Here is a 23,668-nt window from a genome sequence, read left to right as displayed (position 1 = left end):
CTCCGGTTCGGGCTCTGGTTCCGGTTCGGGCTCCGGTTCCTGACGCCGCTCCATCTCCGCCTCCACGGCGGCGCTATCCACCGCGGTGGCCTCGATGACCGGGCCGTCGAACGAGGGGGCTTCGGGGGTGCGGGTGCAGGTTGCGAAGTTCGCACCCACCACCGTGAATACCGCCACATGCCCCAGGGTGGAGTAGATCACAAAACGCGACGGGCTGCTCGCCAGCCGGCGCGGCAGTCTGGGGGTTGGCACTCTCAGCCAGCGCATGGGCAGGGCCTCATCCCGCGTCGGGGGCCGGGCCGTTGTCCGGTGGCTGACTCATCAGTCCCACACTCGGCACCCCGGCTGCCTGGAGTTCGGCCATCAGGGCCACGACCTCGCCGTAGGCCACTTGCTGGTCGCCGCGCAGTAGCACGCGTCGCTCCGGATCGTCGCTCATGATCCCGCCGACCTGCTCCAGGAGCTCTCCCCGGGAGAGGGGCTCCTCAGGGTCGTCGGCAAGGTTGAGGTAGACCCGGCCTTCGGCGTCGACACTGACGATCAGTGGCTCCGCTTCGTCCTCGTCCAGCGGCGAGCTGCTCACCTGCGGCAGATCCAGGTCGACGCCGTGGTAGAGCAGCGGTGCGGTGACCATGAAGATCACCAGCAGCACCAGCATGACGTCGATGTACGGGACGACGTTGATCTCCGACATTGGCCGCCGACGGCTGCGGCGTGTCCCGGTCGGTGTCACCCGTGCCAAGGCGTGCCCTCCTACCTGGCCGGCGCCGCGCCGGCCGCATGCGTATGCCGCTCGAGGATGCTGGTGAACTCCTCGACGAAGGTCTCGTAGCGGTTGGCGAGCCGCTCGGCGCGGTTGGCGTAATGGTTATAGGCGATGACCGCCGGAATGGCCGCGAACAGCCCCAGGGCGGTGGCGATCAGGGCCTCGGCGATGCCCGGCGCCACGGTGGCCAGGGTCGCCTGCTGTTGCCCGGCCAGGGCGCGGAACGAGTTCATGATGCCCCACACGGTCCCGAACAGCCCCACGTAGGGGCTGACCGAGCCCACCGTGGCCAGGAACTGCAGGTGGCGCTCGGCGTTGTCCAGTTCGCGGCTGACCGATACGCGCATGGCGCGATGGGCGGCCTCGACCACTGCCGCCGGCGGGGCTCCGCTCTGCTTGCGCATGCGCGAGAACTCCTGAAAGCCGGCGCGGAAGATACGCTCCATGCCGGCGTGCTCGCCGGGGCCCTCGTCGCTGAGCCGGCGGTAGATCTCGGCCAGGTTGCCGCCGGCCCAGAACTCCTCTTCGAAGCGGATGGCGGTCTGCTCGGCGCGCTTGAGGATCAGGCGCTTGTAGAGGATCAGCGCCCACGAGGTGATCGAGGCGAGGATCAGCGACAGCATCACGGCCTGCACCAGCAGGCTGGCGTCGAGGATGAGACGGATGACAGAGACGTCGGCGGTCATGGTTGTCGTTCGCGCTGGCAGGGCCGGAGGATCGAATTTAACGACAGCTAGTTACAGAAACAAGTTCCACTGGAATGACAAGTGCCGGGGCGTCGTCGCCCGGTCCGCGCTCCCGGCGAGCTACCCGAACAGGTCGCCGGAGCGGGTTGGTTGCCCGGGCACACCGAGCAGGGTGTAAGCGTGCTCGGTAGCCACCCGGCCGCGCGGGGTGCGCATCAGGTAGCCCTCCTGGATCAGGTACGGCTCGACCACGTCCTCCAGGGTGCCGCGCTCCTCGCCGATGGCGGTGGCGAGGTTGTCCAGCCCGACCGGGCCCCCGCCGAACTTGTGGACCACCGCCTCGAGCAGGCGCCGGTCCTGTTCGTCGAGGCCGTTGCGATCGACGTCGAGCAGCTCCATGGCGTCCGCGGCGACCTGCTGCGTAATCCGCCCGTCGGCCCGCACCTCGGCGAAGTCGCGCACCCGGCGCAGCAGGCGGTTGGCCACCCGGGGCGTGCCGCGGGCTCGGCGGGCGATCTCAGCGGCGCCGTGCGCCTCGGCGCTGACCCCCAGTCGGCCGGCCGAGCGCTCGACGATGCGCGTCAGCTCGTCCACCGGGTAATAGGCGAGGCGCTGCACGATGCCGAAGCGGTCGCGCAGCGGCGAGGTCAGCAGGCCGGCCCGTGTGGTGGCCCCGACCAGGGTGAACGGTGGCAGGTCGAGCTTGATCGAGCGCGCTGCCGGCCCCTCGCCGATGACGATGTCGATCCGGAAATCCTCCATGGCCGGGTAGAGCACCTCCTCGACCACCGAGGAGAGCCGGTGGATCTCGTCGATGAACAGGACGTCGCCGGGCTCGAGGTTGGTCAGGATGGCCGCCAGGTCACCGGGGCGGTCGAGGACCGGTCCGGAACTCTGGCGGAGGTTGGCGCCCATCTCGGTGGCGATGATGTTGGCCAGCGTGGTCTTGCCCAGCCCCGGCGGGCCGAAGAGCAGGGTGTGGTCCAGCGGTTCGTTGCGCCCCCGGGCGGCGTGAATGAAGATCTCCAGCTGTTCGCGCACCCCGGCCTGGCCGACGTACTCGTCCAGGCTCACCGGGCGCAGGGCGCGCTCCAGCGCCGCCTCTTCGCCGTTGCCGGCAGCGTCGATGATGCGCTCGGGCGGTCCGTGTTCGTCGCTCATGATCACCCCCCTCGCGGCACGGCGCGCTGAAGCGCACGCCGGATGATCGCTTCACAGCCAAGGCCCGGCTCGGCCGCGCCGCGGGCCATGCGCGAGGCTTCGGGCGGTTTGTAGCCCAGAGCGACGAGGCCCTCAACGGCCTCGCCCACCGGGTCATCCCCGCCTGCGGGCTGGTCGGCCTGCTGCGTGGCGGTGCCGGCGCCGCCGGAGGCGATGCCTTCGAGTCGGTCGCGCAGTTCGACGATGAGTCGCTCGGCGGTCTTGCGGCCGATTCCCGGTACCTGAGTCAGCCGTTTGGGGTCGTCGTCGCGGACGCAGCGGACCAGCTCCTCGCCGTCGACACCGGAGAGCAGGGCCAGGCCCAGCTTGGGCCCCACCCCGGAGACCCGGATCAGCCGCCGGAACAGGTCGCGCTCGGCGCGCGCGCGGAAGCCAAACAGGGTCTGCCCGTCCTCGCGGACGCTGAGGTGGGTATGCAGAATGACCTCCTGGCCGGTCTCGGGGAGGGCCTCGATGGTGGACAGCGGTGCCTCGACCTCGTAGCCGAGCCCGTTGACCTCGACCACCAGGGTGGGGGGGCGCTTCTCGAGCAGGGTACCGCGCAGTCGGGCGATCATCGCGGGGCTCCGGAGGCGGCCTGCGCCAGCGGCGCGCTGCGGTGATGGGCGTGGCAGAGGGCGGCGGCCAGAGCGTCGGCGGCGTCCTCGGCCGGGTTGGTGCGCAGACGCAGCAGCGCCCGGACCATGTAGCCCACCTGGCCCTTGTCGGCGCGGCCGCTGCCTGCGACGGCCTGCTTGATCCGCGCCGGCGCGTACTCGGCCACCGGCAGTCCGGCGTGGACGCAGGCGGTCAGCGCGGCGCCGCGGGCGTGCCCGAGCTTGAGCGCGGTGTCGGCGTTGCGGTGGACGAAGACCTGCTCGAGGGCGACCTCGTCGGGGTGGTGCTCGGCGATCAGCCCGGCCAGGCCGTCGAAGATGCGGCCCAGTCGCTCGGGCAGTCCAGACTGCCGGGGCAGGCGCAGCGTCCCCTCAGCCACCAGGCGACAGGGTCGGCCGTCGTCGACGATCCCGTAGCCGGTGACCCGCGAGCCGGGGTCGATGCCGAGGATGCGGGTCATCGCCTAGCCTTCTTCGTAGGCCTCCGCCGGCAGGTCGGCGTTGGTGTAGACGTGCTGCACGTCGTCCAGATCCTCCAGGCGCTCGATCAGCTTGGCGGTGCTGCGGGCGTTCTCGCCCTCGACCTGTACGGTCAGGTCCGGGCGCTGGGTCACGTCCGCCTGGGCCGGCTCCAGCCCGGCTTGGATCAGCGCATCGCGCACGCCCCGGTAGGCCTCCGGGGTCGTGAGCACCTCCAGCGAGCCGTCGTCGTTCTCTACCAGGTCATCGGCGCCGGCCTCCAGGGCGACTTCGAGCACTTGGTCGCTGTCCGTGCCCGGGGCGAAGATCAGCACACCGCGCTCCTGAAAGAGATAGGCGACCGAGTTGTCGGTGCCCATCTTGCCGCCGTGCTTGCTGAAGGCGTGGCGAACCTCGGAGACGGTGCGGTTGCGGTTGTCGGTCATGCAGTCGACCATGATCGCCGAGCCGCCGGGGCCGTAGCCCTCGTAGCGGATCTCCTCGTAGGCCTCCGCCTCCTCCAGGCCGGCGCCCTTCTTGATGGCAGCGTCGGCGCGGTCCTTGGGCAGGTTCACCGCGAAGGCGCGGTCCAGGGCCAGCCGCAGCCGCGCGTTCATCTCCGGGTCGGGCCCGCCAAGGCGCGCCGCGACGGTGATCTCGCGGATGTGCTTGGTGAAGATCTTGGACCGTTTGGCGTCCTGCGCCCACTTGTGGCGCTTGATGTTGGCCCACTTGCTGTGTCCAGCCATGGATCCTCTACAGGCTTGTTCGTCGGGGGGTCGCTCGAGCGCGTCAGGATACCACGCCCGCCGGGTTGGCTCCGAGGAGCCGCTTACGCCGCGGCCGGCTCGATCACGGCCCGGGCGTCCTCGCGCAAGTCGCGGCGCAGTAGCTTGCCCACGGCGGATTTGGGTAGGGCGTCGCGGAAGATCACCCGCCGGGGTACCTTGTAGTTGGTCAGCTGCTGCCGGGCGAAGTCGATCAGCTCCGGCTCGGTGAGTTCCTCGTCGCCGGGTGTGACCACGAATGCGACCACCGTTTCGCCCGCCTCGCCCCGCGGCGCGCCGACTACGGCGACCTCGGCCACGGCCGGGTGCTCGGCGAGGGCCTCCTCGACCTCATTGGGGTACACGTTGAAGCCGGAGACGTCGATCATGTCCTTCTTGCGGTCGACGATGTGGATGTAGCCGTCGCTGTCCATGTAGCCGATGTCACCGGTGTGGAACCATCCTCCGCGCAGTGCCAGGCGGTTCTCCTCGGGGCGTTGCCAGTAGCCCTCGAACACCTGCGGGCCGCGGCCGACGATCTCGCCGGTCTGGCCCTGGGGGGCGGGCTGGTCGTTGTCGTCGACGATGCGCACATCCGTGCCGGGCAGTGGAACCCCGACACTGCCCAGGCGGTTTTCGCCGTGGGGCGGGTTCACCGCCAGGACCGGGCTGGTCTCGGTCAGTCCGTAGCCTTCGAGTGGGGTGTGGCCAAGGAGCGACCGCCACTGTTCGGCGGTGCTGCGGTGCAGGGCGGTGCCGCCGGCGATGGCGAAATCCAGGTGCCTTGGCGGGTTGTTGCGGAACCACTCCGCCTGCAGCAGGCCGTGGAAGAGCAGGTTGACCGCCGAGAACTTGCTGACCGGGAACTGTTCGAAGGCCTTGCGCAGCTTGTCCACCGGTCGCGGCGAGGGGCAGAGGATGTTTCGGCAGCCGTAGTGGTGGAAGGTCAGCAGATTAAAGGTGAAGGCAAAGATGTGGTAGAGCGGCAGCGCGGTCAGGACCACGTCCTGCCCCGGGCGGATGGCGTCGCCGGCCATGGCGCTGATCTGGCCGAGGTTGGCGAGGATGTTGCGGTTGCGCAGCTCTGCGCCCTTGGGTAGCCCGGTGGTGCCGCCGGTGTACTGCAGCAGGGCGAGGTCGTCGGCGCCGCGCTCGGGCCAGGGCTGCGGGCCCAGGTGTTCGCCGCGGCTCAGGACCGCCCCGAGCCGGCGGGCGTTCGGCGGTGCTGCCGGGATCTCGCGCTTGGCCCGCAGCACGCCGTGGACCAGTCCGCGTTTGAGCCAGGGGAAGAGGTCGGCGATGCCGGTCAGCACCACTTCCTCGACCGCGGTTCCGGTCAGGGCGCCGGAGAGCTTGTCGGCGAAGAGATCGACGATGACCAGCACGCGTGCGCCGCTGTCGCTCAGCTGGTGCTGCATCTCCCGCGGGGTGAAGAGCGGGTTGATGTTCACCAGCACCGCGCCGGCGCGCAGAGTGCCGAAGACGGCGATCGGGTAGGGGAGGGAGTTGGGCATCTGGAGCGCCACCCGGTCGCCGGGGCGGATCCCGGCTTCGGCGATCAGCCAGGCGGCGAAGCAGTCGGCCAGGCGGTCGACGGTGGCGAAATCCAGGCTGGCATGCAGGCCGTTCTCCAGGCAGGCGGTGTAGGCAGGCAGCCGCGGGGTTTGCTCGGCCCGCCGCCGGGCGATGTCCGCCACCGTGGTCAGTTCCTGCAGCGTCGGGTCGGTGCCGTGACGGGTGCCGTAGCAGCGCTCCCAGGGGCGGGCATCGTAGAATGCGGCGGCGCCTTGATCGCTCATGGTTCTCCTCCGTCGACCGTAGGTTTTTTTGTCGTTGTGAGGTTAAACGATCTGATCTGTCCGGAGCACCATCACTGTGTCTGCACCCCTGCGAATCCGAACCCTGCCGTACATCGCTGATGGACCCGCGGCCATGCGCGCGCTTGGCGGCGAGGCGTGGTCGGCGTGGCTCGATTCGGGCCACGGTGGCTGCGCCGGAGCGCGCTACGACATCCTCGTCGCCCGGCCGACGGTTACCCTGGTCGCCGCTGGCGGGCAGACCACCATCCGCCGCGGCGGGCGAGTGGAGCGCCGCGGCGGCGATCCGCTGGCGCACCTGGCCGCCGAGCTCGATGCCCTCGGGCCGCTGCCGGTCGATGGCCGCTGGCCGTTCACCGGCGGCGCAGTGGGGTATTTCGGCTACGATCTGGGGCGGCGGCTGATGGGGGTGGGGGGACCGGATCCCGGCATGCCCGAGATGGCGGTGGGCATCTACGAGCAGGCGGTGATCACCGACCATCATCACGGCTGCAGCATGGCGGTGGGGCGGCGCCTCGATGAGGACTGGTTGGCCGATATGGCGCGGCGTTGGGAGGCGGGTGGCAGCGTGCAGCCGTGGTCCACGGCCGGAGCGCTCCGGCGCGAACCGGAGGCCGACGGGTACGCCGCCGCCTTCCGGCGGGTGCAGGCGTATTTGCACGCCGGCGACTGTTATCAGGTGAATCTGGCCCGCCGCTTCTCGGTGCCCTACCGGGGCGATCCGCGGGCCGCCTACCTCGCCCTGCGCGCCGCTTCGTCGGCACCGTTCGCGGCGTGGCTGCGCTTCCCCGGGGGCGATGTGCTCAGCCTGTCGCCGGAGCGTTTCCTGCATCTCGATGGCGATGGGGGAGTGACCACGGAGCCGATCAAGGGCACCCGGCCGCGGGCGGCCGATCCGGCTGAGGATGCGGCGGCCCGGCGTGATCTGTTGGGCAGTGCCAAGGACCGGGCCGAGAACGTGATGATCGTGGACCTGCTGCGCAACGACCTGGGCAAGGGGTGCGCGGTGGGCAGCGTGCGGGTGCCCTCGCTGTGCCGGGCGGAACGCTTTGCCAGCGTGCACCATCTGGTCAGCACCGTGACCGGGCGCCTGGCGCCGGGGCGGTGTGCCACCGATCTACTGCGTGACTGCCTGCCCGGCGGTTCCATCACCGGTGCGCCGAAGCGCCGGGCCATGGAGATCATCGCCGAGCTCGAGCCGGGGCCGCGCGGTGTTTACTGTGGGGCCATCGGCTACCTGGGGCTGGACGGGCGCATGGACACCAGCATCGCCATTCGGACCGCCACCTGTCGCGGCGGGACCATGACCTACTGGGCCGGCGGGGGCGTGGTAGCGGACTCCACCGCCGAGGCCGAGCTGCAGGAGACGGAGGACAAGGCCGCCGGCTTCCTGTCACTGGCCGAAGGCGGAGGGCCCGCGGCGGCGGTCAGTCGTCGCCGCTGAGCAGCTGCGCGAAGGCTGCCAGGGCCTCGTACTCCTCGCGGCAGGCGGTGCTCACGCGTTCGAGTTTGCGCTGCGGGATGGGCGGGGCGTCGGCGCACTGCTCCGGATCGAAGCCCCGTTGCAGCCACTCGTTGGCGAACCGGATGGTGGCCACCAGGTCCGCGTGGGGGCCCTCGTAGCGGTCGCGGTGGGCGTTCTCGGTGGCGACGGCGATCGGCTCGGGGATCGACCACTCGCGCAACAGCAGTGCGCCGGCCTCGCCGTAGTCGCAGCCGAGCGCCTGGTAGGTCAGTCCGGCCAGCGAGCGCTCCGGGTCCGCCTCATGTTCGGCGAGGATCTCATCCATGGTCTGCGGGAAGATGTGGACCAGCAGGAGCAGGCCGATGCTGTGCAGGACGCCGCCCAGATAGGCGGCGTCGCGGCTCTCGCGCGGCGCGGCATCGGGGGCGAGGCGGGCGGCACAGAAGGCGGTGCCCAGGGCCTCGTGCCAATAGCGCTGCAGCTGGAAGTGTGGGCACTGGGCGGTCCGGAAGAGTTCGTTGAGCAGCAGCGAGGTGGCGAGCACGCGTACCCGGTTGAGCCCGATGCGCATGATCGCCTGCTCGAGCGAGTAGACGGTCTCGCGCCGGGAGAAGAAGGCGTAGTTGGCGATGGCCACGATGCGCGCCGCCAGGCCCGGCTCGCGGGCCAGGGTTTCGGCGACATCACTGATGTTGACCTCGTTGTGGCTGGTGGCCACAAGGATGTCGTGAGCGACGTAGGGCAGGGCGGGCAGGGTCTCGGAATCACCCAGCCGCTCCAGTGTGGCCACCCGGTCGGCGTTGCCCATGAGAAACCTCGGTTGCGGTTCGGTGGGGCCAGCCTGGGGGGCGGGCCAGCGCCGCGTGAAAGTTCTCCGCCATGTTAGCAACTCGCTTGACACTCTACGCACCGCAGCATAGGGTTCGGTTGCCCGCGCCGGAGGCCCTGAATGTCAGATACCCGGATCATCAAGAAGTACCCCAACCGCCGCCTCTACGATACGGCGATCTCGAGCTATATCACCCTGGCCGACGTCAAGCGCCTGGTGCTCGAGAGTGTCGACTTCCAGGTCGTCGACGCCAAGACGCGTGAGGACATTACCCGCAGCATCCTGCTCCAGATCATCAGCGAGGAGGAGGAGGAGGGCGAGCCGATCTTCTCCAGCCAGCTGCTGGCCCAGTTGATCCGGGCCTACGGCGGCAACATGCAGAACATGCTCACCAGCTATCTGGAGAAGAGCCTGGAGCTCTGGGCGGATCAGCAGCGCGTCTTCCAGCAGCGTACCCGCGAGTTCATGGACCATAACCCCATGAACATCATGACCCAGTTCGCCGAGCGCAACCTGGCCCTGTGGCGCCAGATGAGCGGGATGGACAGCAGCCGCGACGAGGAAGGCAGCCGTGACGAGGAAGGCAGCGGCGGGTTCGAGGATCCGCCCGCCTCCAACCGGGGCCCCGGTCGCCACCGCCAGGATCAGTAAAGCGAATATCAGTAAAGCGAATAACTGACCCCGCGAAGGCTTTCCGGCTTTCCAGGGTGTCCTGTGCCGGGTGATTTCGCAGGTCTCCCGTAACCCCTCCAGATTCCGCCCTGCGCCGTCGTTGGCCGGGCTCGCCGGCCCGCGTTGACACTCGCTGCGGCGCAGCATAAGCTTCTTAGGCGCAGCGTATGCTGCGATGCACAAAAGTGGTGCAGCGCGGCATCCGGCCGTGCGCCCGCTGCGTGCAAGTCCAATGCAGAAAAGCGAGGAATACCGATATGGCAGGTCGTTTGGCCCTGGTAACCGGAGGCAACGGTGGCATCGGCACCGCTGTCTGTCGCGAACTCGCCGCGCAGGGATATCGCGTGGTCACCACCTGCGTGGACGCCAAGGCGGAGCGCGTTGAGGATTGGCAGGCGCAGCTGCGCGAGGAGGGCTACGAGGTCGGCTACGTCGAGTGCAACGTGGCGGATTACGAGTCCTGCCAGCGCATGGCCGAACAGATGAAGCAGGCCTACGGCGAGGTGGAGGTGCTGGTCAATCTCGCCGGCATCACCCGTGACGCCTTTTGCCACAAGATGGAGCACCAGGACTGGCAGGATGTCATCGACATCAACCTGGACAGCGTGTTCAACGTCACGCGCCAGTTCCTCAACGGCATGCGGGATCGCGGCTTCGGGCGCATCGTCAATGTCGCCTCGGTGAACGGTCAGACCGGGCAGTTCGGTCAGGCGAACTACTCCGCGGCCAAGGCCGGCATGCACGGCTTCACCATGGCGCTGGCCAAGGAGAACGCACGTAAGGGTGTCTCGGTGAACACCGTCTCACCCGGGTACGTGGCGACGAGCATGACGGCGGCGATCCCGGAGAACGTGCGCGAGCAGATCGTTTCGCAGATCCCGGCGGGCCGCATGGCCGAGCCCGGTGAGATCGCGCGGGTGATCGGCTTCCTGGTAGCGGACGAGTCGGGCTACATCACCGGCGCCAATGTGCCGGTCAACGGTGGTCAGTTCTGCAGCTTCTGAGCCGGTTTGGCCCGCCCCGGTGATCAGCGATTGCTCAGGGGCGGGCAGTATTTGACAGCCCAATGTGACGGGGCTATCATGTTGCGTAGCAACAATGCCGCGGCCCACCCGGCGCGCCGGACTCCGGCGGCCAGGCGCCAAGCGGGCCTGCGGTGAGGCTCCTGAAGGAGCCAAAGTTTTGTTAGCCGGTCTCCTCCTGGCGGCGTCTCCTCCCCGGAGACAATTGTCGCCAACTCCTTGCCCCCTCTCTGAGGGGGTTTTTTTTTGGGCGCAGCCCCGGCTCAACCGCACCCGGTATGGGCTGGAGATTGTGGTGACGCCGGGCGTCGGCTGCAAGCATTCTCGATGCGGCGCTGCATCATCGGCGTCTACTCCGCCAGCCAGGCCACGATCCGTGGCAGGAGTTCGGCGTGGGCTCGGCGGCTGATGAACACGCCCAGGTGCCCTCCGGGAAAGGCCAGTTCGCCGTAGTCCGTTGAGCCGATGTGGTCCCGCAAGGCGCGCGCGGCATCGGCCGGGACCAGGTGGTCCTGTTCGGCGTAGACATTGAGGGTCGGGTGCTCGATGTTGCCCAGGTGCACCGGCCGACCGTTAAGGGTCAGCGTGCCACGCAGCAGCCCGTTGCGCTGGTAGCACTCGCGGCCGAATTCGGCGAAGGCGGTGGCCGCCTGGTCGGGGCTGTCGTACATCCAGCGCTCCAGGCGCAGGAAGTCGTGGAGGGCCTCCGGGTGGCCGGCCAGCTCGGGCAGGTCCATGTAGCGCTGGGCGAGCAGGCGGTAGGGCTTGAGGGCGACAAACACGCCGTTGAGCCACTCCGCGGAGATGTTGCCGAGGGTTTGTGTCGCCTGGTCGAAGTCGACCTCCTGAGCCATGCGGCTGAGGTTGTCCCCGGGGGTGTGGAAGTCCACCGGGGTCACCAGGTTCACCAGCCGGTGGACGCGATGCGGCTGCAGCGCGGCCAGACACAGCGCGAAGACGCCGCCCTGGCAGACGCCGAGCAGGTCGGGGGAGGCGCCCTCGCTGGTGGCCACCTCTGCGGCCGCCGCGGCAAGGAACTCGTCGATGTAGTCCGCCAGGCCCAGGAAGCGGTCGGCGCCCTTCGGGTAGCCCCAGTCGAGGAGGTAGACCGGGTGGCCGGCCCGGGTCAGGGCGGCGATGAGCGAGCGGCGCTCGGTGAGGTCGAGGATGAAGGGGCGGTTGACCAGCGAGTAGACGATGAGCACCGGCCGCTGGCCGGTGCTGCGCGCCGGGGCGTACCGGCGCAGGTGCATGCCCGGCCCCGGTTCGGCGTGGAGGGTGAAGGGGGTTGCGCCCCGGGTGTCCACGGGTAGCTCGGCCCCCTGCTCGAGGGTCTCGATCAGGCGGCGCTGCCAGTCGGTCAGGCCGCTGCCGGGTGGGCTCTCGGCCATCACTGCTCCCGTCGCCCTGCTGTGCGTTCGGCCCGCAGGGCCTTCACCTCTTCGCGCAGGCGTGCCACCTCTTCGCGTAGGGCGGCCAGCTCGTCGCCCTGCGCCGTGCGGCGCTGGCCGCGCTCGAGCTCGACCAGGCGGCGCTGGGTATCGAGGAAATCATCCCGGTTGGGCAGGTCCAGGGTGCGCAGCCCGGCGTCGAGCTGCTCTTGGTAGCGGCCTACGAGTTCGGTGGTGGCGTTGGTCAGGCGGCCGAAGGCCGAGGCCCACTGCTGTGAGGCCAGGGTCTGCTCGTAGCAGGCCTCGCTGTCGGTCAGCCACCACTCGTAAAGCGCCCGGTAGCTCTCCGGCAGCGACTGCTGTGGGTCCTGTGCGGCTGTCTGCAGGTGCTGCTCCAGGGTGTCGAGCCCAGTGCGGGCCGATTCGAGCAGGATCCGGGCGCACTGGGCGTGGGCGTGCAGGTAGCGGTCCAGGGCGATCTGCAGTCCCTGGGTGCGCTCGAGGCCGTGCTGCCAGGGGCCGAGCCGGGCGAGGGTCTGCAGCCACGGCGCCAGCCAATTGGGGTGTTCGTCTTCGGGGGGGTCGCCTGTTCTGGCCGCGCCGGGCACGGTGTTCAGGCCGGCCAGGGTGGTGTCGAGCTGGGCGCGCAGGCTGCCGAAGGCGGCCGCGCAGGCCGGCCCCGGCGTGCCACCGTCGGCCTCCAGCGCGCGCCAAAGCACGCCGACGGGCGTGGCATCGCTCATGCGTAGGATCCAGTCGCTGTCGAAGGCTTCGCCGGACGCCATTAGCGCGCTCCCAGGGTGCCGCGGCAGTCTACTAAGTCCGCGGAACCACTGGCTAGTCCGCGCTGCGCTGCGTCCAGCGTTCCTTGAGCGCCTCGGCGCGGGCGCGCTGGTAGCGATCCTCGCCGGCGTGGCGAATGGCGTTGTTCAGTTGAGCCACGGCCAGGTTCTGCTCGCCGCGGGCGCGATAGTGCTCGGCCAGGGCGATGTAGCCCTCGGCCTCGCGCCCGGACGCGTGGGCGGCGTCGGCGAGCAGGCGGAGCAGCTGGGGCGATCCGCCGGACCCGCGGGCGGCGCGGGCCAGCACCCGGCGGGCCTGTTCGGCGTCGTCGGTCGCCAGCAGGGTCTCGGCCAGGCGGTAGGTGGTGGCCCAGCTGCCCGGGTAGAGGGAGCGGGCCTCACGGTAGGTGGCCAGCGCCTGCTCGGTGTCGCCGGCGGCGCGCAGGATCTCGGCGCGGCCGAGGAGCACGTAGAGCCGCTCGCCCTCAATGGCGCTGAGGCTGTCGAGCAGTGACAGGGCCTGGGCGTGCTGGCCCGACTCGCGGGAGAGTGCCAGGGCCAGGCCGTAGAGGGCGGCGGCCCGCGCGGTCGGGTTGTCGGCACTGCGCCGCAGCTGGTCCTGCATGAACGCCACCGCGCTGGTGCTGCGGTCCTCGTGGGTGAAGACCTGCTGCCGGGCGCGGATGAAGGCGTGGTGGCCGCTCTCATAGATGGCGCCACCCTCGAGGCGTTCGGCCAGGCGCTGCGCCTCGTTGAGGCGCCGCTCGGTCAGCGGGTGAGTGCTGAGATACTCCGGCGGATCCTCGGCGAAGCGGGAGGCCTCGGCCAGACGCTCGAAGAATCCGGGCATGCCGTGCGGGTCGAGACCCGCCGCGACCAGATTGTGCAGGCCGACCCGGTCGGCCTCCTGCTCGTGGGCGCGGGAGTGGCTCAGCTGCTGCTGGATGGGGGCGGCGATGCCGGCCATGGCTGCGGCGCTGCCTGCCTGAGGGTTCTGCGAGCCGACCAGAATGGCGGCCAGGACCGCGGCGGCGGTCTGCAGATTGAGCTGCTGCGACTGGGCGTACTGCCGGGCGATGTGGCGCTGTGTGACGTGGGCGATCTCGTGGGCGAGCACGCCGGCGAGTTCGCTCTCGGTGCGGGTTTCGCGGATCAGCCCGGTATGCAGCCCGATGAACCCGCCGGGCAGGGCGAAGGCGTTGATCTGGTCGTCCTCGACCAGGAAGAAGCTGTAGCCGAACCCCGGCTCGTTGCTGTGCGCCGCCAGGCGCTGCCCGAGGTTCTGCAGGTACTCGTTGGTCTCCGGGTCCTCGTGCAGCGGCAGGTGCTGCCGGACCTGGCGCATGATTTCGGTGCCGAGTTCGCGTTCCTTGTGCACGGGCAGGGCTTCGGCGCCGGGTACGCCGAGCTGCGGCAGCTGGACGCCGTCCGCCTGGGCCGGCTGCAGGGCCGGGGCGGTGAGCAGTAGCGCAGCCAGCAGCAGGGCCGAGGCCGTTCGGAGGAGGCGATCGAGCATGGTCATATGATGAGACCGGGCGCCGCGGATGCGAGTTCCCGCGGGCGCAAGGATGATCCGGCTACGTTATCATCAATGCGCGATCCGCGAAGGAGATGCGCCCTTGGAGCTGATACGTAGCTGGCTGCGCCGCACATTCAACGATCCTCAGATCGCTGCCTTCATCATCCTCATGGTGGTCGGCCTAGGGGCGCTGCTGATGCTTGGCAGCATCCTTGCGCCGGTGATCGCCGCCGTGGTCATCGCCTATCTGCTCGAGGGCGTGGTGCGGGCGTTCGAGCGCTTTGGGGTGCCCCGGATGCTGGCGGTGGTGATCGTGATCCTCTTCCTCACCACCTTCCTGATCCTGGTGCTATTCGCGCTGATCCCGCTGCTCTACCGCCAGGTGGGGCAGCTGGTCGATCAGTTGCCGGCGATCCTCGCCCAGGGGCAGATGCTGCTCCTGCAGCTGCCCGAACACTACCCGCAGCTCTTCTCCGAGGCTCAGATCCGCGAGATGCTGGATACCGCCCGGCGCGAGATCACCGATCTGGGGCAGCGGGTGGTGGCCTCGGTGACCGTGCAGTCGCTGATGATCCTCGGCACCCTGGTCATCTATGCCGTGCTGGTCCCCTTCCTGGTCTTCTTCCTGCTCAAGGACAAGCGGCTATTGCTGCAGTGGGTCAGCAACCATATGCCGCGCCACCGCGCCTTCGCCTCGGAGGTCTGGCTCGACGTCGATCAGCAGATCGGCAACTACGTCCGCGGCAAGTTCATCGAGATCGTGATCGTTTGGGCGGTGACCTACATCACGTTCTCGGTCCTCGGTCTGCCGTTCGCCATGTTGTTGGCGGTGGCCACCGGGTTGTCGGTGATCATCCCTTATATCGGCGCCTTCGTGATGACCGTGCCGGTGGCGCTGATCGCCTACTTCCACTTCGGGGTCAGTCAGGAGTTGGTCTACGTCCTGGTGGCCTACACGATCATTCAGGTCCTCGACGGCAATGTGCTGGTGCCGCTGCTCTTCTCCGAGGTGGTCAACCTGCACCCGGTGGCGATCATTGTCTCCATCCTGGTCTTCGGCGGGATCTGGGGGTTCTGGGGGATCTTCTTCGCCATCCCGCTGGCCACCTTCATCCAGGCGATCATCAAGGCCTGGGTGCGACGGCGCAAACCGCCGGATGAAGAGTCCGCGGGGGTTGAGGAGGAGCTGGTGCCCTGAGCCGGGCGGGTTCCCCGTGGCCGCGGCGGGTCAGAGGACGTCCGAGGCGTAATCGGCCAGCCGCGAGCGCTCGCCCCGACGCAGGGTCACGTGGCCGCTGTGGGGCCAGTCCTTGAGGCGGTCGACCACGTAGGTCAGCCCCGAGGTGCTCTCGGTCAGGTAGGGGGTGTCGATCTGGCCGATGTTGCCGAGGCAGATCACCTTGGTGCCGGGGCCGGCCCGGGTGATCAGGGTTTTCATCTGTTTGGCGGTGAGGTTTTGCGCCTCGTCGAGGATGACGAACTTCTCCAGGAAGGTCCGCCCGCGCATGAAGCTCATCGAGCGGATGCGCACCCGGGAGTGGAGCAGGTCGGCGGTGGCCGCCCGCGCCCAGTCGCCGCCAAGCCCGCTGTCCGGCGCGCTGAGCACCTCCAGGTTGTCCATCAGCGCCCCCATCCAGGGGGTCATCTTCTCCTCTTCGGTGCCCGGGAGGTAGCCGATCTCCTCGCCGATGGCCACGGTGGCCCGGGTGGCGATCACCTCGCGGTAGCGGCCCTGGTCCATGGTCTGCGCCAGTCCGGCGGCCAGGGTGAGCAGGGTTTTGCCGGTGCCGGCGGCGCCTAGCAGCGAGACCAGGTCGATCTCCGGATCCATGAGCAGGTGCAGGGCAAAGTTCTGCTCGCGGTTGCGGGCCCGGACACCCCAGACCGCGTTGCGTTCGCGGAAATCGGCCACCGGCGCGAGCACGGCGTGCCGGTCCTCGAAGCCGCGCACCACACCCTCGAAGCCGTCCTCGGCGTAGAGGCACTGGTTGACCCGCCACACGGTGTCCTCGGGCACCGGTACCCGGTAGCCGCGCTCGTGGGCGCGGGCCCGTTGCCACACGTCCGCCGGGATGGCCTCGACGCCCGTCGGCAGCAGATCGACGTCGTCGATGACCCGGTCGCTCTCGTAGTCCTCGGCGGCGATGCCGGCCACCTGGGCGCGGATGCGCAGGTTGATGTCCTTGGAGACCAGGACCGGGGTCTGCGCCCGGCCCTGGCGCAAACGTCCGGCGGCGGCGAGGATGGCCGAGTCGCCGCGGCCGTGGCCCTCGGTCTCGAAGAACAGCCGCCCGGACGGCTCGCCCGGGGCGCCGCTGCCCAGGGCGACGCCGTCGTGCAGAGAGCCGGGGGTGTGGCCGGCGAGCAGGTCGTCGAGGAAGCGGCTGACCTGGCGGGCGTTGCGCGCCACCTCGGAGAGCCCCTCTTTGGCGGCGTCGAGTTCCTCGAGCACCGCCGAGGGCAGGCAGACGTCGTGCTCCTCGAAGTGGAACAGTGCGGTCGGGTCGTGCACCAGGACCGACGTGTCGAGCACGTAGATGCGTTCGGCGAGCGGCTGGTTCATGGCGGTTTCATCCCCGTGCCGGGGTTGCTTGTTCCGGGGCGACGGCTACTTGGCCGGCTCCATGATGGCGTCCAGATTGAACTGGTCGCAGAAGTCCATGAACTCATCGCGCAGGCTGGCGATGTGTACGCCGGCCGGGACGTCCACGGTCAGGTAGACCGAGAACATCGGAGTGCCCGTGTGCGCCGCCGCGTAGCTGGCGGTGTTCATGTCGCGGATGTTGATCTCGCGCGTGGCGAAGAAGTTGGCGAGCTCGGCGACGATCCCCGGGTGATCGAGGGCGACGACCTCCACCGAGTAAGGCAGCAGCTGCTCACCGGTGCTAGCCGGCTCGGTGCGCTGGATATGGATCTCCAGGCCCATACGCCGCGCCGAGTGGGGCAGGCTGGTCTCGAGCTTGGCCAACTCGTTCCAGCGCCCGGAAACCATGAGGATCATGGCGAACTCGCCGCCGAGCACGCTCATGCGGCTGTCGGCGATGTTGCAGCCGGTTTCGGTAACCGCGCCGGCCAACTCGCGCACGATGCCCGGGCGGTCGTGCCCGAGGGCGGTGATGACCATCAGGTTGTGCATCGCACTGCTCGCCCTGCTTGGGTGTGCGGCGGCAGTCTAGCACGGAACTTGGCCTGGATGGGGCGCGCCGCCCGGCGTCATCCTTGCTTGGCGCCGCGCACCCCGCTTAGTACCATGAGTCCCTTGCCGATCTGACTCGAGACCGATGACGGAGGTGGTGATGTTCCGCGGCAGCATGGTGGCGATGGTCACCCCGATGAAGGCGCAGGATGGAATTCGGGACGCCGTGGACGAGAAGGCGCTCAAGCAGCTCGTCGAATTCCACGTCGAGCAGGGCAGCGACGCCATCGTGGCCGTCGGCACCACCGGCGAGTCGGCCACCCTCGATTACGAAGAGCACCGGGACGTCATCCGCGCCACGGTGGAGGCCGCTGCGGGCCGGATCCCGGTCATCGGTGGCACCGGCGCCAACTCGACCTGGGAGGCCATCGAGCTGACCCGCAGCGCGATGGAAGCCGGCTGTGACGCGGCGCTGCTGGTGGTGCCCTACTACAACAAGCCCACCCAGGAGGGGCTGGTTCAGCACTTTACGGCCATCGCCGAGGCGGTGCCGATCCCGCAGATCCTCTACAACGTGCCCGGGCGCACCGGCTGCGACATGCTCCCCGAGACCGTCGCCCGCCTGGCCGATCTGCCCAACGTGGTCGGCCTCAAGGAGGCGCAGGGTACGGTCGAGCGCGCCGAGGAGGTGATCCGGCTCTGCGGCGATCGGCTGGATGTCTTCGCCGGTGACGACTTCAACGCGCTGGGCATGATGCGCGTCGGCGGCAAGGGGGTCATCTCGGTGAGCGCCAACGTGGCGCCGCGGCAGATGCGCGAGCTCTGCGCCGCCGCGCTGAGTGGCGACATGGAGAGCGCCGAGGCCATCAACGAGCGGTTGACGCCGCTGCACCAGGCGATGTTCTGCGAGCCGAACCCGGTGCCGGTCAAGTGGGCGGTGGAGCAGCTCGGCATGGCCGACTCGGGTATGCGGCTGCCCATGACCCGCTTGACCGACGCCGGTCAGGCGCGGGTCCGGCAGGCGATGACCGACGCCGGTCTGCTGTGAGGGGAGCGACCGCCAGGGGCGTGCGCTGGCTCCCGGTGGCGCTGCTCGCCGCCGGCCTGCTTGGCGCCTGTGCCACCGACCCGCTGACCCGCGACGAGGCCGAGTACCCCGACCACCTGGTCATCCCGCCGGATCTGGTCGGTGAGCCGGATCCCGCCGCAGCGGAGCCGCCGGCCGCGGAGCCGGACGCCGACGAGGAGCTGCCGGTGGACGTCGAGCGCACCATCCCCTCGCGGCTCACCGAGGTCGACGGCGATCCGCGGCTCGCCTTGGGGATGGGGATCAATCAGGCCTGGACCGGTACCGGCGCCGCGCTCAATCGTCTGGATTTCACCGTGCTCGAGCGCCAGCGCGACGAGCTCTACTACCTGATCCGCTACGAGCCGCGGGCGGACGAGGAGATCGAGCAGCCCGGCCTGTTCGCGCGCTGGTTCGGCGGGGCCGAGCGTATCGACACCGCGCCGCAGCGCTTCCGTATCCAGATCGCCCGTGAGGACGGGCAGGTGGTGGCCAGGGTCTTCGACGAGGACGGCGAGCCGGCCGCACAAGCGGTCGCCGAACGGCTGCTGACCCTGCTCGATCGCCAGCTCTACTGACCATGTTGCAGATTCCCGGAAAACGCGCCCTCTCCCCCTTCCGCCTCGACAAGCTGCGTGACGAGCTGCGCACCGCCTGTGCGGCGGTGCACGCCGTCGACGCCATGCACTGCCACTTCGTGGCCACTGAACGGCCCCTTTCCGAAGCGCAGCACGAGGTTCTGCTGCAGCTGCTCGACTACGGGGCCGACTACCCGGCGCCGGCCGGTGCCGACGGCGAGGTGACCACGCTTCTGGTGGTGCCGCGCCCCGGCACCGTTTCGCCGTGGTCGAGCAAGGCTACGGACATCGCCCGCAACTGTGGGCTCAGCGATGTCGAGCGCATCGAGCGTGGCACACTGTTTCGCATCATCAGCGACGGCCCCCTGACCGGGGCTGCGCGTCAGGCCGTTGTTGCGGCGATCCACGACCCGCTGACCGATGCCGTGCTCGACGGCCCGGAGGAGGCCGAGGCGCTGTTCCGGGACAGCCAGCCGCGCCCGGTGGCCGAGGTGGACGTTCTCGGTGGCGGGCGTCAGGCGCTGGTCCGCGCCGACGCCGAACTGGGCCTGGCGCTGGCCGAGGACGAGATCGACTACTTGCTCGAGAGCTACGACGGCCTGGGGCGCAACCCCACCGATGTCGAGCTGATGATGTTCGCCCAGGCGAACTCCGAGCACTGCCGGCACAAGATCTTCAACGCCGACTGGGTCATCGACGGCGAGGCGCAGCCGCAGTCGCTGTTCGCCATGATTCGCCGCAGCCACGAGGCCCGCCCCGAGGGCGTGCTCTCGGCCTACAGCGACAACGCCGCCGTGGCCGCCGGCTTTGAGGCCCGGCGCCTGCACCCGGGCGCGGACGGGGCCTATCGCGAGCACCCGGAGCCGGCCCATCTGGTCATGAAGGTGGAGACCCACAACCACCCCACCGCCATCGAGCCCTTCGCCGGTGCGGCCACCGGCGCCGGCGGTGAGATCCGTGATGAGTCGGCCACCGGCATCGGTGGTCGCACCAAGGCGGGGTTGACCGGGTTCTCGGTGTCCAATCTGCGCATCCCCGGCTTCCGGCAGCCCTGGGAAGGGCCCGAGGCGCGGCCGCGGCGGATCGCCTCGCCGCTGGCGATCATGCTCGACGGCCCCCTGGGGGCAGCCGGCTACAACAACGAGTTTGGGCGGCCGGCGCTGAGCGGCTACTTCCGCACGCTGGAGCTCGCCGCGCCGGCGGCCGGCGGCGGCGAGCAGGTGCGTGGCTACCACAAACCGATCATGATCGCCGGCGGCATGGGCAACATCCGCGACGATCACGTCCATAAGCGCCATCTGCCTGCGGGGACGCCGGTGGTGGTGCTGGGCGGACCGGCCCTGCTCATTGGGCTGGGCGGCGGGGCGGCCTCGTCGGTGGCCAGCGGCAGCGGCGACGAGGCGTTGGATCTCGCCTCGGTGCAGCGCGACAACCCCGAGATGCAGCGGCGCGCGCAAGGGGTGCTGGACGCCTGCACGGCCCGCGGCGACGGCAATCCGATCCATTCCATCCACGACGTGGGCGCCGGCGGCCTGTCCAACGCCATCCCCGAGATCCTCGACGATGCCGACCGCGGCGGGCGCGTCGAGCTGCGTACGATCCCCATCGACGACCCGGGCATGTCGCCGCTGGAGATCTGGTGCAACGAGTCCCAGGAGCGCTACGTCCTGGCTGTGGACCCCGAGCGGCTGGCCGAGTTCGAGGCGCTGTGCGCCCGCGAGCGCTGCCCCTACGCCGTGGTGGGTGAGACCACCGATGCCCGCGAGCTGGTCGTCGGCGACGGCTACTTCGACAACACGCCGGTGGACCTGCCCATGGAGCTGCTCCTGGGCAAACCACCCAAGATGTTGCGCGATGTCCGCCGCCGGGCTGTGGCCGGAGCGCCGCTGGATCTGGGCGGGGTGACCGTGGTCGAGGCGCTGGAGCGGGTGCTGCAGCTGCCCGCCGTCGCGTCCAAGGAGTTCCTGATTACCATCGGCGATCGGACCGTCACTGGGCAGGTGGTGCGGGATCAGATGGTCGGCCCTTGGCAGGTGCCGGTGGCCGATTGCGCGGTCACCGTCTCGGACTATCGCGGCTATGCCGGCGAGGCCATGGCGGTGGGCGAGCGGCCCACAGTGGCCATCCTCGACGCCCCGGCCTCCGGTCGGCTGGCCGTGGCCGAGGCCCTGACCAACCTGGCCACTGCCGGGGTGGGGCGGCTTGCTGCGGTGAACCTCTCCGCCAACTGGATGGCTGCCTGCGGCCACGACGGCGAGGACGCCGCGCTGTATGACACGGTGGCCGCCGTGGGTCGGGATCTCTGCCCGGAGTTGGGGGTGGCCATCCCGGTGGGGAAGGATTCGCTGTCCATGCGCACGGTCTGGGAGGAGGCCGGCGGGCAGCGCTCGGTAACGGCGCCGGTCTCGTTGGTGGTCTCTGCCTTCGCCCCGGTTGCCGACGTGCGCCGGGCGGTGACACCGCAGCTGCAGTCGCAGCCCGAAACCGTGCTGGTGGCGCTGGAACTCAGTGGTGATCGGCACCGGCTGGGCGGCTCGGCCCTGGCGCAGGTCTACAGCTGCACCGGCGAGCGTCCGGCCGATCTGGACAATCCGGCTGCCCTGCGCTGGGCCTTCGACCATGTGCAGGGTCTGCTCAGCGAAGGGCGGATCCTGGCCTGCCACGATCGCTCCGACGGCGGCCTGCTGGTCACGCTCTGTGAGATGGCCTTCGCCGGGCGGTGCGGGCTCGAGGTGGATCTGGACGCCGTTTCCGGCGAGGGCCCGGACGGGATCCTGTCTGCCGCTTTCAGCGAGGAGCCTGGCCTGGTCCTGCAGCTGACCGCTGCCGAGGCCGATGCCCTGGAGTCCGCCGCCGCCGATGCCCCGCAGGGCGTCCGGGTGCGCCGGCTGGGGCAGCCGCGTGCGGACGATCGGGTGGTGGTCCGCGGCGCGGGGGGTGCGCTGCTGGATCGGCCGCGGCGGGAGCTGCAGCGGATCTGGGCCGAGACCAGCTACCGGATGCAGGCCCTGCGCGACGACCCCGAGTGTGCCGCCGAGGCCTTCGATGCCGTCCCGGACAGCGACGACCCTGGTCTGAGCGCCACCCGCGCGGCCTTCGATCCTGCCGAGGACGTGGCGGCGCCGTACATTGCCACCGGGGCGCGGCCGCGCGTGGCGGTGCTCCGTGAGCAGGGGGTCAATGGCCATGTAGAGATGGCGGCGGCTTTCCACGCCGCCGGTTTCGAAGCCGTGGACGTCCACATGAGCGATATCCTCGGCGGCCACGACGATATGAGCAGCTACCACGGGCTGGCCGCCTGCGGTGGCTTCTCGTTCGGCGATGTCCTCGGTGCCGGGGGCGGCTGGGCCAAGAGCATCCGCTTCCACGACAGCGCCCGGGAGGCCTTCCAGGCCTTCTTCCACCGCCCGGACACCTTCACCCTGGGGGTGTGTAACGGCTGCCAGATGCTCGCCCATCTGCGCGATCTCATCCCCGGCGCCGCGGCCTGGCCGCGGTTCGTGCGCAACCGCTCGGAGCAGTTCGAGGCCCGCCTGGCACTGGTCGAGGTGCTGGAGTCGCCATCGGTCCTGCTGCGCGGCATGGCGGGCTCGCGTCTCCCGCTGGCGGTGGCCCACGGCGAGGGGCGCGTCGATTTCAGTGCCGGCGACGAGGCAGCGGCACAGGCCGTGTTGCGCTATATCGACGGCAGTGGGCAGCCGGCGCAGACCTATCCGGCCAACCCCAACGGGTCGGTCGGCGGTCTGACCGGTTTCACCAGCGAAGACGGTCGGGCGACCATCCTCATGCCCCACCCCGAGCGGGTCTTCCGGAGTGTCCAATACTCCTGGCACCCGCCCGAGTGGGGCGAGGACGGGCCCTGGCTGCGCATGTTCCGCAACGCGCGGGCTTGGGTTGGCTGACGTCGGCCCCCACCTCGACCGGTAGTGAGTGCCGGCCGTGCCCCGGGGCGCGGCTGGCGGACAGGGAATGACTGAACAACGTCAGGAGGTCGAACCGTGAGCGCCAACCACCCGATCCGTACCGTCGTCTTCCCGGTGGCCGGCCTCGGCACCCGCTTCCTCCCGGCCACCAAGGCCAGCCCCAAGGAGATGCTGCCGGTGGTCGACAAGCCGCTGATCCAGTATGCGGTCGAAGAGGCGGTGGCCGCCGGCGCCGAATACCTCGTCTTCATCACCGGTCGCACCAAGCGTGCCATCGAGGATCACTTTGATACCGCCACGGAACTCGAGCGCGAGCTGGAGGCCAAGGGCAAGGAGAAGCTCCTCAAGCTGGTCAAGGACACGGTGCCCAAGGGGGTCAGCTGCATCTACATCCGCCAGGGCGAGGCCCTGGGGCTGGGGCATGCGGTGGCCTGCGCGCGCCCGGCGGTGGGGCGGCGCGAGCCGTTCGGCGTCATCCTGGCCGATGACCTGATCAATGCCGGTGAAGATGCTCCGGCGCTGGCGCAGATGGCCGGGGTGGCCGCCGAGCGCGGGGGGTCCGTGCTCGGCGTCGAGCGCGTGCCGCAGGCCGAGACGGACAAGTACGGGGTGGTCGAGGGCGAAACGGTGGCCGATGGCGTCACCGCCGTGCGCGGCATGGTGGAGAAGCCCCGGCCCGATGAGGCCCCCACCAACCTGGCAGTGGTCGGGCGCTACATCCTCTCGCGCAGCATCTTCGATCACCTTGAGCGGACGGCGCCCGATCACCGCGGCGAGATCCAGCTGACCGATGCCATCGTCTCGATGATGAGCGAGGAGCCGGTGTACGCTTACGAATACGCCGGGGAGCGCTACGACTGCGGCAGCAAGCTCGGCTACCTGCAGGCTACCGTGGCCTACGGGCTCGAACACCCGGAACTCGGTCCGGATTTCCGGACCTATCTCGAAGGGCTGGGGCGTCACACCTGAGCCG

The 23,668-nt window shown here is 69.7% G+C and carries 21 protein-coding genes and 1 pseudogene; 8 read left to right on the top strand and 14 right to left on the bottom strand.

Going from position 1 to position 23,668, the window contains the following annotated elements:
• The 8 genes and pseudogenes from LRA98_RS10860 to LRA98_RS10825 form a co-directional block, all read right to left on the bottom strand.
• Positions 1 to 267 (bottom strand): annotated as a pseudogene (locus LRA98_RS10860) (TonB C-terminal domain-containing protein); the annotation flags it as partial.
• A gap of 10 nt (positions 268 to 277) precedes the next feature.
• Positions 278 to 694, bottom strand: a complete 417-nt coding sequence (gene tolR / locus LRA98_RS10855; RefSeq protein ID WP_201172989.1) for a protein TolR — start codon at positions 692 to 694, stop codon at positions 278 to 280.
• Positions 695 to 753: 59 nt separating this feature from the next.
• A complete protein-coding gene (gene tolQ, locus LRA98_RS10850; RefSeq protein WP_201172987.1) occupies positions 754 to 1,452 on the bottom strand; it encodes a protein TolQ in 699 nt (232 codons plus the stop codon).
• A 120-nt stretch (positions 1,453 to 1,572) separates the two neighbouring features.
• Positions 1,573 to 2,613, bottom strand: a complete 1,041-nt coding sequence (gene ruvB / locus LRA98_RS10845; RefSeq protein ID WP_201172985.1) for a Holliday junction branch migration DNA helicase RuvB — start codon at positions 2,611 to 2,613, stop codon at positions 1,573 to 1,575.
• Positions 2,614 to 2,615: 2 nt separating this feature from the next.
• Complete coding sequence (gene ruvA / locus LRA98_RS10840; RefSeq protein ID WP_201243146.1) at positions 2,616 to 3,230, bottom strand: Holliday junction branch migration protein RuvA; 615 nt, start codon at positions 3,228 to 3,230, stop codon at positions 2,616 to 2,618.
• Positions 3,227 to 3,730, bottom strand: a complete 504-nt coding sequence (gene ruvC, locus LRA98_RS10835; protein WP_238634041.1) for a crossover junction endodeoxyribonuclease RuvC — start codon at positions 3,728 to 3,730, stop codon at positions 3,227 to 3,229. Before ruvC ends, ruvA begins: the two co-directional genes overlap by 4 nt.
• Positions 3,731 to 3,733: 3 nt before the next feature.
• Positions 3,734 to 4,477, bottom strand: coding sequence for a YebC/PmpR family DNA-binding transcriptional regulator (locus LRA98_RS10830; protein WP_238634040.1), 744 nt, complete (start codon positions 4,475 to 4,477; stop codon positions 3,734 to 3,736).
• Positions 4,478 to 4,560: 83 nt separating this feature from the next.
• A complete protein-coding gene (locus tag LRA98_RS10825; protein WP_238634039.1) occupies positions 4,561 to 6,294 on the bottom strand; it encodes an AMP-binding protein in 1,734 nt (577 codons plus the stop codon).
• A gap of 133 nt (positions 6,295 to 6,427) precedes the next feature.
• On the opposite strand from LRA98_RS10825, the gene pabB reads away from it, so the two are divergent.
• Positions 6,428 to 7,756 carry an aminodeoxychorismate synthase component I gene (gene pabB, locus LRA98_RS10820; RefSeq protein WP_238634038.1) on the top strand — a complete coding sequence of 443 codons (1,329 nt, stop codon included), beginning with the start codon at positions 6,428 to 6,430 and terminating at the stop codon, positions 7,754 to 7,756.
• Here the strand turns inward: pabB and LRA98_RS10815 are convergent.
• On the bottom strand, positions 7,740 to 8,585 hold the full coding sequence (locus LRA98_RS10815; RefSeq protein WP_201172968.1) for an HDOD domain-containing protein: 846 nt from the start codon (positions 8,583 to 8,585) through the stop codon (positions 7,740 to 7,742). The two genes, pabB and LRA98_RS10815, sit on opposite strands and share 17 nt — an antisense overlap.
• Positions 8,586 to 8,726: 141 nt before the next feature.
• Here LRA98_RS10815 and phaR point away from each other — a divergent pair, with 141 nt between their 5' ends.
• Together phaR and phbB are read left to right on the top strand one after the other, a co-directional pair.
• The gene (gene phaR / locus LRA98_RS10810) at positions 8,727 to 9,257 is read left to right on the top strand and encodes a polyhydroxyalkanoate synthesis repressor PhaR (protein ID WP_201172965.1); all 531 of its coding nucleotides are present in this window, start codon (positions 8,727 to 8,729) and stop codon (positions 9,255 to 9,257) included.
• Positions 9,258 to 9,535: 278 nt separating this feature from the next.
• Positions 9,536 to 10,282, top strand: a complete 747-nt coding sequence (gene phbB, locus LRA98_RS10805; RefSeq protein ID WP_238634037.1) for an acetoacetyl-CoA reductase — start codon at positions 9,536 to 9,538, stop codon at positions 10,280 to 10,282.
• A gap of 368 nt (positions 10,283 to 10,650) precedes the next feature.
• Here phbB and LRA98_RS10800 read toward each other — a convergent pair whose 3' ends face one another.
• From LRA98_RS10800 to LRA98_RS10790, 3 genes are read right to left on the bottom strand one after another with little or no spacing between them, the layout of a single operon-like run.
• A complete protein-coding gene (locus tag LRA98_RS10800) occupies positions 10,651 to 11,691 on the bottom strand; it encodes an alpha/beta fold hydrolase (RefSeq protein ID WP_238634036.1) in 1,041 nt (346 codons plus the stop codon).
• Positions 11,691 to 12,476 carry a poly(R)-hydroxyalkanoic acid synthase subunit PhaE gene (locus tag LRA98_RS10795; RefSeq protein ID WP_238634035.1) on the bottom strand — a complete coding sequence of 262 codons (786 nt, stop codon included), beginning with the start codon at positions 12,474 to 12,476 and terminating at the stop codon, positions 11,691 to 11,693. The genes LRA98_RS10800 and LRA98_RS10795 overlap by 1 nt, the downstream gene beginning before the upstream one ends.
• A 52-nt stretch (positions 12,477 to 12,528) precedes the next feature.
• Positions 12,529 to 13,995 carry a M48 family metalloprotease gene (locus tag LRA98_RS10790; RefSeq protein WP_238640840.1) on the bottom strand — a complete coding sequence of 489 codons (1,467 nt, stop codon included), beginning with the start codon at positions 13,993 to 13,995 and terminating at the stop codon, positions 12,529 to 12,531.
• A 97-nt stretch (positions 13,996 to 14,092) separates the two neighbouring features.
• Between LRA98_RS10790 and LRA98_RS10785 the strand changes: the two genes are divergently transcribed.
• Entirely contained in the window at positions 14,093 to 15,190 is a 1,098-nt protein-coding gene (locus tag LRA98_RS10785) for an AI-2E family transporter (protein ID WP_201172930.1), read from the top strand.
• A gap of 30 nt (positions 15,191 to 15,220) precedes the next feature.
• Here LRA98_RS10785 and LRA98_RS10780 read toward each other — a convergent pair whose 3' ends face one another.
• Both LRA98_RS10780 and LRA98_RS10775 read right to left on the bottom strand, forming a co-directional pair.
• Entirely contained in the window at positions 15,221 to 16,555 is a 1,335-nt protein-coding gene (locus tag LRA98_RS10780; protein ID WP_238634033.1) for a PhoH family protein, read from the bottom strand.
• A gap of 45 nt (positions 16,556 to 16,600) precedes the next feature.
• Entirely contained in the window at positions 16,601 to 17,128 is a 528-nt protein-coding gene (locus LRA98_RS10775) for a glycine cleavage system protein R (RefSeq protein WP_201172925.1), read from the bottom strand.
• Between the two features lie 160 nt (positions 17,129 to 17,288).
• Here LRA98_RS10775 and dapA point away from each other — a divergent pair, with 160 nt between their 5' ends.
• The 4 genes from dapA (at position 17,289) to galU (ending at position 23,664) form a co-directional block, all read left to right on the top strand.
• The gene (gene dapA, locus LRA98_RS10770; protein WP_238634032.1) at positions 17,289 to 18,176 is read left to right on the top strand and encodes a 4-hydroxy-tetrahydrodipicolinate synthase; all 888 of its coding nucleotides are present in this window, start codon (positions 17,289 to 17,291) and stop codon (positions 18,174 to 18,176) included.
• Positions 18,177 to 18,196: 20 nt separating this feature from the next.
• The gene (gene bamC, locus LRA98_RS10765; RefSeq protein ID WP_238634031.1) at positions 18,197 to 18,772 is read left to right on the top strand and encodes an outer membrane protein assembly factor BamC; all 576 of its coding nucleotides are present in this window, start codon (positions 18,197 to 18,199) and stop codon (positions 18,770 to 18,772) included.
• 2 nt (positions 18,773 to 18,774) lie between these two features.
• Positions 18,775 to 22,674, top strand: a complete 3,900-nt coding sequence (gene purL / locus LRA98_RS10760) for a phosphoribosylformylglycinamidine synthase (protein ID WP_238634030.1) — start codon at positions 18,775 to 18,777, stop codon at positions 22,672 to 22,674.
• Between the two features lie 96 nt (positions 22,675 to 22,770).
• Positions 22,771 to 23,664: a UTP--glucose-1-phosphate uridylyltransferase GalU gene (gene galU / locus LRA98_RS10755; protein ID WP_238634029.1), complete on the top strand. Its 894-nt coding sequence runs from the start codon at positions 22,771 to 22,773 to the stop codon at positions 23,662 to 23,664.
• Positions 23,665 to 23,668: the final 4 nt, after the last annotated feature.

Origin of the sequence: Halorhodospira sp. M38 (genome assembly GCF_022227985.1) — a bacterium.
GTDB lineage: Bacteria > Pseudomonadota > Gammaproteobacteria > Nitrococcales > Halorhodospiraceae > Halorhodospira > Halorhodospira halophila_A.
The sequence above is the reverse complement of the archived record's forward strand: the minus strand, read 5'-3'. Positions and strand labels throughout refer to the sequence as shown.

Excerpts from the sequence above, each read along its gene's own strand:
- LRA98_RS10800 (WP_238634036.1), bottom strand. The coding sequence starts at position 11,691 with ATGGCCGAGAGCCCACCCGGCAGCGGCCTGACCGACTGGCAGCGCCGC.
- phbB (WP_238634037.1), top strand. The coding sequence starts at position 9,536 with ATGGCAGGTCGTTTGGCCCTGGTAACCGGAGGCAACGGTGGCATCGGC.
- tolQ (WP_201172987.1), bottom strand. The coding sequence starts at position 1,452 with ATGACCGCCGACGTCTCTGTCATCCGTCTCATCCTCGACGCCAGCCTG.
- phaR (WP_201172965.1), top strand. The coding sequence starts at position 8,727 with ATGTCAGATACCCGGATCATCAAGAAGTACCCCAACCGCCGCCTCTAC.
- LRA98_RS10775 (WP_201172925.1), bottom strand. The coding sequence starts at position 17,128 with ATGCACAACCTGATGGTCATCACCGCCCTCGGGCACGACCGCCCGGGC.
- ruvC (WP_238634041.1), bottom strand. The coding sequence starts at position 3,730 with ATGACCCGCATCCTCGGCATCGACCCCGGCTCGCGGGTCACCGGCTAC.
- LRA98_RS10825 (WP_238634039.1), bottom strand. The coding sequence starts at position 6,294 with ATGAGCGATCAAGGCGCCGCCGCATTCTACGATGCCCGCCCCTGGGAG.
- LRA98_RS10830 (WP_238634040.1), bottom strand. The coding sequence starts at position 4,477 with ATGGCTGGACACAGCAAGTGGGCCAACATCAAGCGCCACAAGTGGGCG.
- ruvA (WP_201243146.1), bottom strand. The coding sequence starts at position 3,230 with ATGATCGCCCGACTGCGCGGTACCCTGCTCGAGAAGCGCCCCCCCACC.
- LRA98_RS10795 (WP_238634035.1), bottom strand. The coding sequence starts at position 12,476 with ATGGCGTCCGGCGAAGCCTTCGACAGCGACTGGATCCTACGCATGAGC.
- dapA (WP_238634032.1), top strand. The coding sequence starts at position 17,289 with ATGTTCCGCGGCAGCATGGTGGCGATGGTCACCCCGATGAAGGCGCAG.
- LRA98_RS10815 (WP_201172968.1), bottom strand. The coding sequence starts at position 8,585 with ATGGGCAACGCCGACCGGGTGGCCACACTGGAGCGGCTGGGTGATTCC.
- tolR (WP_201172989.1), bottom strand. The coding sequence starts at position 694 with ATGTCGGAGATCAACGTCGTCCCGTACATCGACGTCATGCTGGTGCTG.
- ruvB (WP_201172985.1), bottom strand. The coding sequence starts at position 2,613 with ATGAGCGACGAACACGGACCGCCCGAGCGCATCATCGACGCTGCCGGC.
- LRA98_RS10790 (WP_238640840.1), bottom strand. The coding sequence starts at position 13,995 with ATGACCATGCTCGATCGCCTCCTCCGAACGGCCTCGGCCCTGCTGCTG.
- LRA98_RS10780 (WP_238634033.1), bottom strand. The coding sequence starts at position 16,555 with ATGAACCAGCCGCTCGCCGAACGCATCTACGTGCTCGACACGTCGGTC.
- purL (WP_238634030.1), top strand. The coding sequence starts at position 18,775 with ATGTTGCAGATTCCCGGAAAACGCGCCCTCTCCCCCTTCCGCCTCGAC.
- pabB (WP_238634038.1), top strand. The coding sequence starts at position 6,428 with ATGCGCGCGCTTGGCGGCGAGGCGTGGTCGGCGTGGCTCGATTCGGGC.